We start from the raw sequence: 12,261 nt of genomic DNA on the forward strand, positions 1-12,261 counted from the left end.
AAGCCAAGGAATCCCCAGCAGGAGGTTCCCTTGGCTGCCACAGCGAAAGACCCGGACGGTCCCACCGAGTTGTCCCGACGATCGTGGTGGGCCGTACTCAAGCGGACATTCGTCCAGTTCAACCGCGACAACATGCTGGACTGGGCGGCGGCGCTCACCTACTACGGCGTGCTCTCGCTCTTCCCCGGTCTGCTCGTGCTGACCGCGATCCTCGGCCTGATGGGTCCGTCGGCCACCCAGGCACTGGTCGAGAACGTCGGCCGGATCGCACCCGGCCAGGGCCGGGACATCCTGATCGGCGCCATCGAAGAGCTGTCCAAGACCGGCGGGCTGGCCGGAACCGCGGCGATCATCGGTACCGCGGGCGCGTTGTGGTCCGCTTCCGGCTACATCGGTGCGTTCATGCGTGCGTCCAACGTCATCTACTCGATGCCCGAAGGCCGCCCGATCTGGAAGACCGTGCCGTTGCGGGTCGGACTCACCATCGCCGTGCTGATCGTGCTCGCCCTGTGTGCCGCCGGGGTGGTGGCGACCGGCGGGATCGCCCGCCACCTCGGCGACCTGATCGGTCTCGGCTCGACCGGCGTCCTCGTCTGGGACATCGTGAAATGGCCGGTGATCGCGCTGCTGGCGGGGCTCGCGTTCGCGATGCTCTACTGGGTGAGCCCCAACGTGCGGCAGCCGAAATTCCGGTGGCTGACGCCGGGCGGCCTCGTGGCCGTGCTGCTCTGGGCCGCGGCCACCGCCGGGTTTGCCTTCTACGTCAGCAACTTCGGCTCGTACAACAAGGTCTACGGTTCGCTCGCCGGCGTCATCGTGTTCCTGATCTGGCTGTGGATCTCGAACATCGCGGTCCTCCTCGGCGCCGAACTGGACGCCGAACTCGCGCGTGGCAAGGAGCAGGCCTCCGGATCCCCCGCCGACGATGAACCCTTCCTCCCGCCGCGTGACACCGCGGCGATGGACGACGACGAAGCGGCCGCGGTCGCCGAAGCCGAAACCAAGAACGCCGACTGATACACGAACTGGACATCGTCGACTGGCCCGAAGGAGCAGAGCCGCCAAAGAAACGCCTTTGGCAGACTGTCCACAAGGGACACTTTTCGAGGGGTCGTGAGTGGCAAAGAGGGTTAGAACGAGCATTGCCACTCACAACCCCCTCGTAAAGCACCCATATCGAATATCGCCAATCCCGGAACAGTCCCCTGTGGACAGTCAAGGAAGCGCCCGCGCCCCTGTGGCAAGGCCGTCTCCCACACAGGTGAAGGGCTCCTCCCCACAGCCGCGGGGAGGAGCCCTTCACCTCGGAGCGCTAGCTCTTGCTCGACTTGGTGGCCTTCTTCTTGGCGTCCTTGACCTTGCCCTTGACCGTCCCGACCGCGTCCTGCAGCGGCGCGTAGGTGCCGTAAAGCGCGGGGTCGGGCTTCGGAGCGGTGCCCGGCCCGCCGAGCGGCTCGGGCTCCATCAGGTACTCGATGCCGTCTTCGCCGAAGCTCCAGCCACCCTTCGAACCGTCCGGTCCGTCGGACAGATGCCAGATGGTGTTGTTGTGCTCCTGGTTCTCCTCGTCGAACAACGCCGTCGGCGCGATGTCGCTCTCCAGGCCGTCGGCCTTGAGTTCCTCGATCGCGGCGAGCCACTGCTTCTGGTGCACCGTGTCCCGCGCGAGGTTGAACTGCAGCATCGCCTTCACACCGGGGTCGTCGGTCATGTTGTACAACCGGGCCGTCTGCAAGCGGCCCTGCGCCTCGGCCGCGGCGTTCGCCCGGAAATCGGCCAGCAGATTGCCCGAGGCCACGACGTAGCGGCCGTTCCAGGGGTAGCCCTGGCTGTCACTCGGCGTGGCGCCGCCACCGGAGATGATCGCCTGCTGCGGGTCCATCCCACCGAGGATCGCCGCGGTGGCCGGATCCTTCGCGGCTTCGGCCACCATGGTGGCGGGCGCGCCTTCGAGCAGCCTGGCGACCATCGTCGCGAGCATTTCGACGTGACCGATCTCCTCGGTCGCCGTATCCATGATCAGATCCTTATACTTGCCCTCGATCCGGCAATTCCAGCCCTGGAACAGGTACTGCATGGTGACGGTCATTTCACCGTAGGCGCCACCGATGAGCTCCTGCAGCTTACGGGCGTACAAAGCGTCCGGTTTTTCCGGTTTGGCCTCGAATTGGAGCGATTTGGTATGACGGAACACAGAAAACCTCCAGAGAATTGAGGGGAGAACGGGTCAACGCGAGTCGGCGATCGGCGCCTTGGAACCGGAGAGCGGAATGAGCCCGAGTGCGATCATCCCGACGGCGAGCCCGAGGTGCAGCCAGTTGTCGGCGGTGTTGACCGGCACGAAATTCGCCGCCGACCCGTGGTCGATCAGCAGCCCGTACAGCCAGAGCACGAGGTAGATCACCCCGCCTCCGACGAGGAACGCCTTCGCGCCGCTCACCGTCCGGGCCAGCAGAATGCCCGCGACGCCGAACGCCAGGTGGACGATGTTGTGCAGGATCGACACCTGGAACACGCCGAGCAGCAACGCACCGGACTCGTGCCCGGCACCGCTCAGCTGGTCGTAGTTCGTGGTGACGCCGGGGATGAAGCCGAGAATGCCGACGAGCAGGAAGACCGCGCCCACGCCGAGGGCGATGAGCTGGCGCGGAGCCCGCCGAACCGTGGCCGGCGATGCAGTCATGATTTCCTCCGATCCAGGTGGAACAGGACGGTCGGACGCCCGATGGGCGAACAGCACGCGAGTACCCGGGGGAAAGCCCGTCACACCGGGAAGCGGGGGTTTTCGATTCCGTGCGAATTCCCGTGTAATCCGGCCTGTCCGGGGTAGCCCCTGCGGAGCACACACGTCATCAGGAGGGTGGAAATCGTGGCCGAGGACGACACATCGCAGGCCGGGCCTGCCGGCAGGCTTTTCCGCGCCGGATTTCACGCCCTGGCGGCACTTCGCGGCGCCCGGGCCTTCCACCCGAACGGTCTACTGCTCAACGGTGAACTTCAGGCTTTACGGCGTGACGAGCTCGCCCTGCCGGAGGAACCGGTCGCCGTCACCGTGCGGATGTCCAAGGGCGCCGGTCTCCCGGGACGCGTGCCTGACGCGCTGGGGCTGGCGGTGCGGATCCCCGCCGTCGGAGGCCATCCGTGGGATCTCACGTTGACCACTTCGGGCACCGGCCTCGTCGGCCGCGTGCTGCCGAGGCCGGCTCGTGCCTGGACCACCGGCAGCTACAGCACGTTGCTGCCCTACCGCACGAAGGGCGAACTGGTCTGGCTGTCGGCCCGCGCGGAGACGTCACGGCACGCCGAAGCCTCGCTGGACGGATTGAGGCGGCTGGTCGCTGAAGGGCCGGTGACCTTCCTCTTCGAGACCGTCCGCGCGAACGGGCATCGGAACCCCTGCGCGAGGCTGACCCTCGACGAGGTCGACGACGACTCCCCTCGTCCCGCCATCGATCCCATGCTCAACCCACCGCCCGGCTGGGAGCCACGGCCGGGCTGGATCAGCGGACTACGTGAGCGCGCCTACGAGGGCAGCCGGGCAGGCCGGTGATTCACCCCGCGAGCGGCTTGTCCAGCACGGCCTTCACATGGCTGAAGTTGTCGATCGAGTAGCGCCCGTGGTAGCGGCCCATCCCGCTCTCCCCCACCCCGCCGAACGGCAGTTCCGGCGCCGCGAGGTGGATGATCGCGGCACCGAACACCAGCCCGCCCGACGACGTCTCCGTCTCGATCCGGCGCTTCGTCTCCTCCGATTCGGTGAAGGCGTACAACGCCAGTGGCTTGTCGCGCTCGTTGACGAACGCCAGCGCCGCGTCGACGTCGGGGACGTCGATGATCGGCAGGATCGGGCCGAAGATCTCGTCCCGCATCACCGGCGCGTCCGGTGAGACGCCGGTGAGCACGGTGGGCGCGATGTACTTCTCGTCGCGGTCGGCCTGACCGCCGACGACGACCGTTCCGTCGCCCAGCAAGGCGGCGAGCCGGTCGTGATGGCGGGTCGAGATGATCCGGCCGTAGGAGTCGCTGGTGGCCGGGTCCTCGCCGAACATCGCGCGGATCGTTTCGGCAAGGTGCTCAGCCAGTTTCGGGCCGGTGTCACCGATCGCGAGGACGTAGTCGGGCGCGACGCAGTTCTGGCCCGCGTTGGCGAACTTGCCGTACGCGAGCCGCTGCGCGGTCACCGCGAGATCCGCTCCCGGCTCGACGATCGCCGGGCTCTTCCCGCCCAGTTCCAGCGTGACCGGCGTGAGATGCTTCGCCGCCGCGGCCATGACGATCCGGCCCACCGTGCCGTTCCCGGTGTAGAAGATGGTGTCGAACTTCTGCTCCAGCAGCGCCGTCGTCTCGGGGATCGCCCCCTCGACGACCCGGACACCCTCGACGTAGGCCGGCAGATGCTCCGCGATCGCCGCCGAGGTGTTCGGGGACAGTTCGCTCGGCTTCACGACCGCGCAGTTCCCCGCCGCCAACGCCCCGACGAGCGGCGCGAGGACCAGCTGCAACGGGTAGTTCCACGGCCCGATGATCAGCGCGACCCCGAGCGGCTCGCGTACGACGCGGCCTTCGCCCGGCCGCAGCGGGTTCGGGAGACCGGCGGGCTCCGGGGTCAGCCAGGCGTCGAGGTTCTCCAGCGTGTGGTCGATCTCGTTGCGCACGAGCGCGATCTCCGCCCGTTTCGCCTCGACGGCGTTCTTGCGCAGATCGGCGTAGAGCGCCTCGACGAAGACGTCGGCCTGCTCGGACAGGAGCCTCTTGAGGCCTGCGAGCTGCGTCCGGCGCCACTCCACCGGCTTCGTGACGCCGGATCGAAAGAGGTCGCGCAGTTCTTCGACGACGGCTTGGGCATCCGTGCTGATCATGGTTCTGAGCCTAACCTCGGGCGCTTGTCGCCGCTCGGTATAGGGCGTTATACAGAATAGAAACGTGAAGGACCCCTTCATTGCGTCTAGCGCAGTGAAGGGGTCCTTCACGTACTTCAGGGGACGGACACTACGGGTAGCTCACCAGGTTGCTCGGCCGCGTGTCCGGTGGCGTCACCGCCCCGGCGTCGTTGATCACGTGCGTGATGGTCCCCTTGTAGTTCAACGAAACCGTCACCATGTTGTGGAACCGGACGCCGGAGCGATTCGGCACCTCGAACGCGTGATACAGGTTCACCGACGGGTTGTCGTTGAAGAAGCAGTAGCTGCCCAGGCCCCACGCCTCATGGGAGGTCACGTTGTCCCCCACCTTGTACGCGGCGTATCCGTTGAGCCCGTTGGGACTCTTCCAGCCGGCCTGATCCGGGACGTCGTACGGGATCTCGTTCTGGAAGAAGATCGTCCTGCCGTTCTGGCCGTTCCAGATCACCTGGTACTTCTGGTAGTGCTCGACGAACAGGCCGGTGGCCAGCACGTTGTCGCCGTTGACGACCACGCCGGTGTCACCGGTGTTGATCGTCCAGCCGTAGGTGCCCGCGTTGCCGTGGTCGGCCCGCCAGGCCCAGATGTGGTCGATGATCGTGTCACGGCTGTTGACGATCAGGCTGTTCGTCGCCTTCCCGGCGATCTGGCCGCCGATCCGGAAGAACACGTCCTGCAGGGTGGTCGGGTTCGCGGAGTGGTTCGCCGTCGAGCCCGCCTGCCCGACCGTGAGCAGCGACTGCGAGTTGGTCGTCCCGGCGTCGAACAGGAGGCCCTTGATCCGGACGCCGTCCACGTCGGCGACCTTCATCGCGTCGACACCGTTGTCCGGCACCAGCGTCGGATAGCCGACGCCGAGGACGACGGTGTTCGCCTTCGTCACGTTGAGCGTCTGGTTCAGGTGGTAGACGCCCGGCGTGAAGAACAGGTTGCAGCCCTGGGAGAGCGCGGTGTTGATCGACGCCGCCGTGTCCCCCGCCTTCACCACGTAGAACTGGCTCATCGGCAGCGAGCTGCCCGGGGTGCCGCCGTTGGCCCAGCTCGGCCCGGAAGCGTTGGTGCGCAAGGAAGGCAGGAACACGCGGTACTTGCCGGAGCCGTCGAGGTACAGATACGGGACGTCACGGGACACCGGCGTGGTGCCGAGCGTCGTCTCCGGCGGGTTCGGGAAGGTGTTGGCGGGCGCGCCACTCGTCCCCGAGAAGACCATGTTCCAGACCCCGCCGTCCCAGCTGCCGTAGCTGCTGTCCCGGGTGTACCACTGCTGCTGCGAGATCGACGCGGTCTGCCCGGACACCTTGCTGTCGGCGGTGTAGCCACCGCTGGCGAACCCGTAGCTGGCCGGGTAGAGCTGGAGCCCGCCACGGATGTCCATCCGCCGGAACGGGGCGGCCTGCGCGACGGCCCAGCGGGTCGATCCGCTGCTCGGGACGACGGCCAGGTTCTCCGCCGAGCGCCAGAAGTTCTGCAGCGCCACCCCCTTGTCCGACTCGTTGAACGCGTCGACGGTCACGTCGCCGTTGATCACGACGTCGCCCGGGTTCTGCCCGAGCCCCGCGACCGAGGTGTAGTAGCCGACGTTGTCGTGGATGCCGTTGTACACGCCGGGTTTGAACAGGTGCGCGTACCGGCGCTCGGTGAACTGCGCGGTCAGGGTGTCCTTCTGCGCGTTGAAGTCCGCGTCGAGCCTGGCCTGGATCGACGACGCCGACATGCCGGGGTCGAAGATCCGCACGTTCGGGCCGAAGTCCGGGACCTCGGCCTGTGCCGGGCACGTGGCCTGCGTCGATCCGATCGTGTAGCTCGCCGACGCCACCGGGGAGTTCGCCGAACCGGACTTGAGCGCGATCGCGGAGATCGTCGAGGTGGCGGAGACCGTGATCGGTCCGGTGTACACAGTGGACGACGCGGTCGGCGTGGAACCGTCCACTGTGTACCGGATGGTCGCACCGGCCGTCGCGCTCGACAACGTCACCGAGCGGGCGCTCGGATAGCTACCGCCCGGTGGATCGAACGTCGGCGAGGCGACGGTCGTGCCGCTGCCGCCGTGGGTGTACGTGAAGTGCGGGGTGTCGTACTGCGGCCCGCTCTTCTCGTAGGTGAACCAGTAGTCGAGCACCGTGCCCGCCGACAGCGCACCGACGGTGTGCCGCCACGTGCCGCCGTTTTCGGTCATCCGGACGTTCTGCTGCCCCACCCCCGGGACGCCGGTGTAGTGGATGTCGACGTACCGCGCCGGCGTCGACGGCGTGAAGGAGAACTGCGCCTGACTCGCGTTCAAGGAGGCGGCGCTCTGGCTGTAGTCGGCGGCCGCGGCGGTGGCACCGCCCAGCCCACTCGCGATCAGGAGCGCGGAAAGGCCGGCGGCGAGCACGCCGCGAACCCCTTTCCGTCGTGGGGACCGCACAAGGATCCGGTTCACGTCGTGACACCTCCGGCGTTGGAAATCCACGGGCGAAGCAATTCGTTGCGCGCCACAACAAAGTAGCCGTCCGTGCGATATGTCCAGATCACGCTTCGGTAACAGTGGTGGTCCAAACCACTGGATCGGCCGGACAGTGCAAGACGATACGGCCGTTCGGCGGCCGCTGAGGGTGCGATCGGGCGCCGGTCAGCGGTCGGGGACGACGTAGAGCGTCGACGCTTCCCCGCCGTGCATGGCGCTCAGACTGGTCCGGCAGGCCAGGAGGACCTCGCGGTTCGCGACGGTGTCCGGCGGGACACCGCAACCGTCGCAGAAGAGCTCGACCGAGCCCGGGAAGGTCTCGTCGACCCGGACTTCGACCGTGCGATCGCAGCGGCGGCACCAGCGGTGCCCGGTGACGACCAGGACGTGCATCGGATCGGAGATGCACTGATGCACCCAGCCGCGGTGGACGTAACACGTCGTCCGGACGTGCGCGCTCAGCCCGTGTTCCTCGGCCACGTCCTCCGCGGCGAGGATCGCGGCGAGCCGCCGGTCGGGGATCTCGCTGTACCGGTCCCGGCGCCGAGCCGGCGGGGCCGAGTCCGCCGCCGCGAGCAGTCTGAGATGAGCCCTCGAGGGTGGCTGAGTCCGTAGCACCATGTGGGTCTCGACCTTTCGGCGTCCACCGGAAGTCTTATCAGCTCGTTTCCGATTTCGCCGGAGTGACACCCGTCCGGGGGACAAGGACCTGAGAAAGGTTCGTTTGTACGGCCCTTGTATTCACGCTGCCCATGCTGCACGGACAACCGAATCCGTTCAGGAGGCAGGAATTGTTGACCAAGGTAGCCGTGCTCGCGACAGCGACCGCGCTCTCCCTCGGCGTGGCCGCCGCACCGGCCGGCGCCGAAGTGACCGCGTTGCCCGCGGCCAGCATGGAAGCGGTGCTCAAGGCCGCGCAGATCGACCCGCGCCGGGCCGACAGCGCGCTGACCCCCGGCGCCAAGGACAGCGTGGTGCTGGTGGAGCAGGCGCTGGCCGATAAGGGACTGCTCGCCCAGCAGTACGTCGACGGCCATTTCGGGACGTCGACCATCACGGCGTACTCCAGCTACCAGAAGTCGCTGGGCTACACCGGGATCGACGCCTCCGGCCTGCCGGGCAAGACGTCGCTCGAGAAGCTGGGCGAGGGCCGGTACACCGTCACCGCGGTGGTTTCGGCGGGTAGCCGCCTGACCTACCACGGCAAGACGATGAACACGCGCACCAAGGCGATGCTGGTGAAGGCCGAAGGTCTGCTCGGCAGGCAGCTCACCATCACGCAGGGCTCGTACAACCCCGGCGGCGTCGGCGCTTCGGCCGGGACGCACGACGGTGGCGGCGCGCTCGACATCGGCGTCGAGGGCATGTCCTCGACCACGCGGACCGACGTCGCCCGGAAGCTGCGTCAGGTGGGCTTCGCGGCTTGGGTCCGGACCCCGGCGCAGGGTTTCGCCTACCACATCCACGCCATCGCGCTCTCCGATCCGGACCTGTCGTCCGGTGCGCAGCACCAGGCCGGTGACTACTACCTCGGCTACAACGGCCTCGCCGGCCGCGGTTCCGACGACGGCCCCGTCGTCACGCCGAAGCTGACCTGGGAGGAGTACCAGCGGTCCTGACCCCGCTGGCCGAAGGCCATCTTCGCCGACGTCGATCGTCGCGAAGGTGGCCTCCGGGCTGTCCGGGAACCCCCGGGTAGGCTTCGGCGCGACGGCAAAACCAGCGGGAAGGGAACATCGCGTGGAGGCTCAACCGGTCGGTCAGTGGCTCGACGAGCTGGCATCGAAGGCCTCGACGCCCGGTGGCGGCGCGGGTGCCGCGATGAACGCCGCGGTCGGTGCCGCCCTGGTCTCCATGGTGTGCAACCTGACCATCGGCAAGCCGAAGTACGCCGAGCACGAGGCCACCATGACCGAGGCGCTGGCCAAGGCCGAAGACCTCCGTGCGCGCGCGCTCGGCCTCGCCGCCGACGACGCCGCCGCGTTCGACGCCGTGGTCGCCGCGTACAAGCTCCCCAAAGCGACCGACGAGGAGAAGCAGGCGCGCACCGCCGCGATCCAGGCCGCGCTGGTCGGCGCCGCCGAGGTCCCGCTGCGCACGGCCGCCCTCGCCGCCGAGGTCATCGACGTCGCCGCCTCGATCCTCGAAGGCGCCAACACCAACGTGATCTCCGACATCGCGGTCGCGGCTTCGTCCGCCAAGTCCGCGCTTGAATCCGGTGTGGTCAACGTCGAGGTGAACCTCGCGTCCATGGCGGACGAGCAGCTCCGCAAGGAGACCGAGGCCCGCCTCACCGAGTACACCCCCGCCGCCGGGCGCGCCGACGCCCTCATCGCCCAGGTTCGCGAAAGGCTCGCCCGATGACCCTGATCGACGGGCGCGCGATCGCCGCCGCCATCACCGCCGAGGTCACCGAGACCGCCGCCAAGCTCCGCGAATCGGGCACCGCCCCGACGCTCGCCGTTCTCGTGCCGACCGACGACGACGCCACCGCCTGGTATGTCCGCTCGATCGAGCGTGCCGCGAAGAAGGTCGGCGTCGACTGCCGCGTGGTCCAGCTCGAGAAGCCGACCGGCGAGGACGTCACCCGCGAACTCGACAAGCTCTCCGCGGACCCGTCGGTCCACGGCATCATCTGCCAGACCCCGTTGCCGGAAGGGGTCACGCTCGACGACGTCGGCGCGCACATCGACCCGCGTAAGGACGTCGACGGCGCGAACCCGGTCAGCCTCGGCCGTCTCACCGCGGGCCTCCCGACCTACGCGCCCGCCACCGCCGCCGCGGTGCTGGAGATCCTGAAGCGCGAGCAGGTCGCCCTGTCCGGCGCCCAGGTCGCCGTCGTGGGCCGCTCGACCATCGTCGGCAAACCCGCCGCGCTGCTGCTGCTCGGCGAGCACGCGACGGTGACCGTCTGCCACTCCCGCACCAAGGACCTCGCGGCGGTCACCAAGAACGCGGACGTCCTGGTCGTGGCCGTCGGCCGCGCGCACTTCATCGGCGCGGACCACGTCAAGCCGGGCGCCGTGGTGATCGACGTCGGCACGAACCCGACTCCCGAAGGCGGCCTCGTCGGCGACGTCGACCAGGCCGCGGTCGAGGAGATCGCCGGTTCGATCACGCCGGTCCCCGGTGGCGTCGGCCCGGTCACGACTTCACTGCTGCTGCGGCACACGGTCACCGCCGCGCAGTCCTGATCCATCGGAGGCGGCGAGTCCACTGAGGACTCGCCGCCTTTCGCTTGCCAGGGCGAGGTGGCGTTGCGAAAGCCACTTTCGCAACCTTCAATGTTGCGAAAGTGGCTTTCGCAACGTCGGCGTGGGCGCTGGCCCGTGATCGGGCACCCCACTCGCGTGATCAGAGACGTATCTCGCGTGCTTGGCGGCGTATCTCGCGTGATCAGAGGCAGCACACGAAGTTACGCCTCCAATCACGTGAGTTACGCCGCCAAGCACGCGAGTTACGTCCCGATCACCGTCTCCACCACCTTCCGCACCTGTGCCGCCTCCGGCGCCGGCGCGGTGCGGTCGGCGTAGAGCAGATGTGTCGCACCGATGAGCGTGGCCGCGAGGGTCTCGACGTCGGCGTCCGCCGCGACCCTGCCCTGCGCCCGTTCCGCGTCGAGATACCCGCCGATCATCACGGCGGCCTGGGTCAGCACCGGCACTCCGGCGGGCCACTCGCGGCGCAAGCGGGCGCGTAGTTCGTCGCGGAAGATCACGAGCGGGACGATCGCGACCGCGACCGACTCGAACACCGCGGTGAGCGCCGAGGTGAGGTTGTCCGCCACCGTTCCGGTACCGACGGCCTCCTTCAGACCCTTCTCGTCCAGCTTCTCGATCCGGTCCAGGACGAACTCGGCCAGGAATCCGTCGAAGTCGTCGAAATGCCGATGGAGCACGCCTTTCGCGCAGTTCGCCTCAGTGGTCACGGCGCGGCTGGTGAGCCCGCTCGGCCCGTCCCGCAGCAGGACACGCTCCGCCGCGTCGAACAACTGCGCGCGGACGGCGCGCAGGGCTACCCCGGTCGGCATACGGCTCCCTTGCGTTGACGAGTGGGCATGCGCCCACTTACCGTGGGCACATGCCCACTCTACCTTCGGAGCAAGAGCCTCATCGCTATCGACAGGCCGCGGAGTCCTTCGGCGTGGACGTCGAACGCTACGACCGGACCCGGCCCGCCTATCCCCCGGAACTCATCGGTCGCCTCATCGCCGCCGCTCCCGGCCGTGAGGTACTCGACGTGGGTGCCGGCACCGGTATCGAAGCGCGCCAGTTCCAGGCAGCGAGTTGTCGCGTGCTGGGCGTCGAGCCGGACTCGCGGATGGCCGAGTTCGCCCGCCGGAGCGGCATCGACGTGGAGGTCGCGAAGTTCGAGGAATGGGAGCCGGCCGGACGCCGGTTCGATCTGCTCGTCTCCGGGCAGGCCTGGCATTGGGTCGACCCGGTGGCTGGCGCCGCCAAGGCCGCCGAAGTACTACGGCCCCGCGGACTCTTGGCCGCGTTCTGGCACGTACCCGAACCGCCGGAAGAGGTCGCGAACGCCTTGGCGGACGCTTACCGGCGGCTCGTGCCGGATTCCCCGATCGATCTCGACAGCGTGCCGAAACAACCCTCTGACCCGTACGGGCCACTCATCGTGAAGGTCGCCGACGGCCTGCGCGAAGCAGGCGGGTTCGGCGAGCCGGAACGAAGCCGCCACGACTGGGACCGGGTCTACACCCGGGACGAATGGCTGGACCAGCTTCCGACGTTCGGTTCGCTCACCTGGGTCGAATCCACAGTGCGACAAGAGATCCTCGCTGAAGTCGGCGCGGCGATCGACAGGATGGGCGGACGGTTCACTGTCCGCTACGCCACCGTCGCGATCACCGCGGTCCGGGACTGACCCGCCGGTGACGGGAGCCGCGCCGCTCCC

The 12,261-nt window shown here is 68.2% G+C and carries 12 protein-coding genes; 6 read left to right on the forward strand and 6 right to left on the reverse strand.

The window, feature by feature from the left end; all coding sequences use genetic code 11:
• Positions 1 to 30: 30 nt before the first annotated feature.
• The gene (locus ACZ1DY_RS23185) at positions 31 to 1,017 is read left to right on the forward strand and encodes a YihY/virulence factor BrkB family protein (protein ID WP_465480811.1); all 987 of its coding nucleotides are present in this window, start codon (positions 31 to 33) and stop codon (positions 1,015 to 1,017) included.
• Between the two features lie 295 nt (positions 1,018 to 1,312).
• Here the strand turns inward: ACZ1DY_RS23185 and ACZ1DY_RS23190 are convergent, their stop codons facing one another.
• Together ACZ1DY_RS23190 and ACZ1DY_RS23195 are read right to left on the reverse strand one after the other, a co-directional pair.
• On the reverse strand, positions 1,313 to 2,194 hold the full coding sequence (locus ACZ1DY_RS23190; RefSeq protein ID WP_034318613.1) for a manganese catalase: 882 nt from the start codon (positions 2,192 to 2,194) through the stop codon (positions 1,313 to 1,315).
• A gap of 33 nt (positions 2,195 to 2,227) precedes the next feature.
• Positions 2,228 to 2,683: a DUF4383 domain-containing protein gene (locus tag ACZ1DY_RS23195; protein ID WP_126735138.1), complete on the reverse strand. Its 456-nt coding sequence runs from the start codon at positions 2,681 to 2,683 to the stop codon at positions 2,228 to 2,230.
• Positions 2,684 to 2,869: 186 nt separating this feature from the next.
• Between ACZ1DY_RS23195 and ACZ1DY_RS23200 the strand changes: the two genes are divergently transcribed.
• Positions 2,870 to 3,550 carry a hypothetical protein gene (locus ACZ1DY_RS23200; protein ID WP_465480812.1) on the forward strand — a complete coding sequence of 227 codons (681 nt, stop codon included), beginning with the start codon at positions 2,870 to 2,872 and terminating at the stop codon, positions 3,548 to 3,550.
• A gap of 1 nt (position 3,551) precedes the next feature.
• Here the strand turns inward: ACZ1DY_RS23200 and ACZ1DY_RS23205 are convergent, their stop codons facing one another.
• The 3 genes from ACZ1DY_RS23205 to ACZ1DY_RS23215 all read right to left on the reverse strand — a co-directional run bounded on the left by ACZ1DY_RS23205 (position 3,552) and on the right by ACZ1DY_RS23215 (position 7,968).
• Positions 3,552 to 4,859 carry an aldehyde dehydrogenase family protein gene (locus ACZ1DY_RS23205; protein WP_465480813.1) on the reverse strand — a complete coding sequence of 436 codons (1,308 nt, stop codon included), beginning with the start codon at positions 4,857 to 4,859 and terminating at the stop codon, positions 3,552 to 3,554.
• A 130-nt stretch (positions 4,860 to 4,989) separates the two neighbouring features.
• The gene (locus ACZ1DY_RS23210; RefSeq protein ID WP_465480814.1) at positions 4,990 to 7,323 is read right to left on the reverse strand and encodes a chitobiase/beta-hexosaminidase C-terminal domain-containing protein; all 2,334 of its coding nucleotides are present in this window, start codon (positions 7,321 to 7,323) and stop codon (positions 4,990 to 4,992) included.
• Between the two features lie 189 nt (positions 7,324 to 7,512).
• On the reverse strand, positions 7,513 to 7,968 hold the full coding sequence (locus ACZ1DY_RS23215) for a hypothetical protein (RefSeq protein ID WP_465480815.1): 456 nt from the start codon (positions 7,966 to 7,968) through the stop codon (positions 7,513 to 7,515).
• A gap of 170 nt (positions 7,969 to 8,138) precedes the next feature.
• Between ACZ1DY_RS23215 and ACZ1DY_RS23220 the strand changes: the two genes are divergently transcribed.
• The 3 genes from ACZ1DY_RS23220 to ACZ1DY_RS23230 all read left to right on the forward strand — a co-directional run bounded on the left by ACZ1DY_RS23220 (position 8,139) and on the right by ACZ1DY_RS23230 (position 10,541).
• The gene (locus ACZ1DY_RS23220) at positions 8,139 to 8,966 is read left to right on the forward strand and encodes a peptidoglycan-binding protein (protein ID WP_126735133.1); all 828 of its coding nucleotides are present in this window, start codon (positions 8,139 to 8,141) and stop codon (positions 8,964 to 8,966) included.
• A gap of 121 nt (positions 8,967 to 9,087) precedes the next feature.
• Positions 9,088 to 9,711, forward strand: a complete 624-nt coding sequence (locus ACZ1DY_RS23225; RefSeq protein WP_126735132.1) for a cyclodeaminase/cyclohydrolase family protein — start codon at positions 9,088 to 9,090, stop codon at positions 9,709 to 9,711.
• Positions 9,708 to 10,541, forward strand: a complete 834-nt coding sequence (locus tag ACZ1DY_RS23230) for a bifunctional 5,10-methylenetetrahydrofolate dehydrogenase/5,10-methenyltetrahydrofolate cyclohydrolase (protein ID WP_257486443.1) — start codon at positions 9,708 to 9,710, stop codon at positions 10,539 to 10,541. The genes ACZ1DY_RS23225 and ACZ1DY_RS23230 overlap by 4 nt, the downstream gene beginning before the upstream one ends.
• A gap of 263 nt (positions 10,542 to 10,804) precedes the next feature.
• On the opposite strand, the gene ACZ1DY_RS23235 is transcribed toward ACZ1DY_RS23230, so the two are convergent.
• Complete coding sequence (locus ACZ1DY_RS23235; protein ID WP_465480816.1) at positions 10,805 to 11,377, reverse strand: TetR/AcrR family transcriptional regulator; 573 nt, start codon at positions 11,375 to 11,377, stop codon at positions 10,805 to 10,807.
• Between the two features lie 113 nt (positions 11,378 to 11,490).
• Between ACZ1DY_RS23235 and ACZ1DY_RS23240 the strand changes: the two genes are divergently transcribed.
• Positions 11,491 to 12,231, forward strand: coding sequence for a class I SAM-dependent methyltransferase (locus tag ACZ1DY_RS23240; protein WP_465485702.1), 741 nt, complete (start codon positions 11,491 to 11,493; stop codon positions 12,229 to 12,231).
• The last annotated feature ends 30 nt before the right edge of the window (positions 12,232 to 12,261 follow it).

The organism is Amycolatopsis sp. PSD-21 (genome assembly GCF_055561455.1).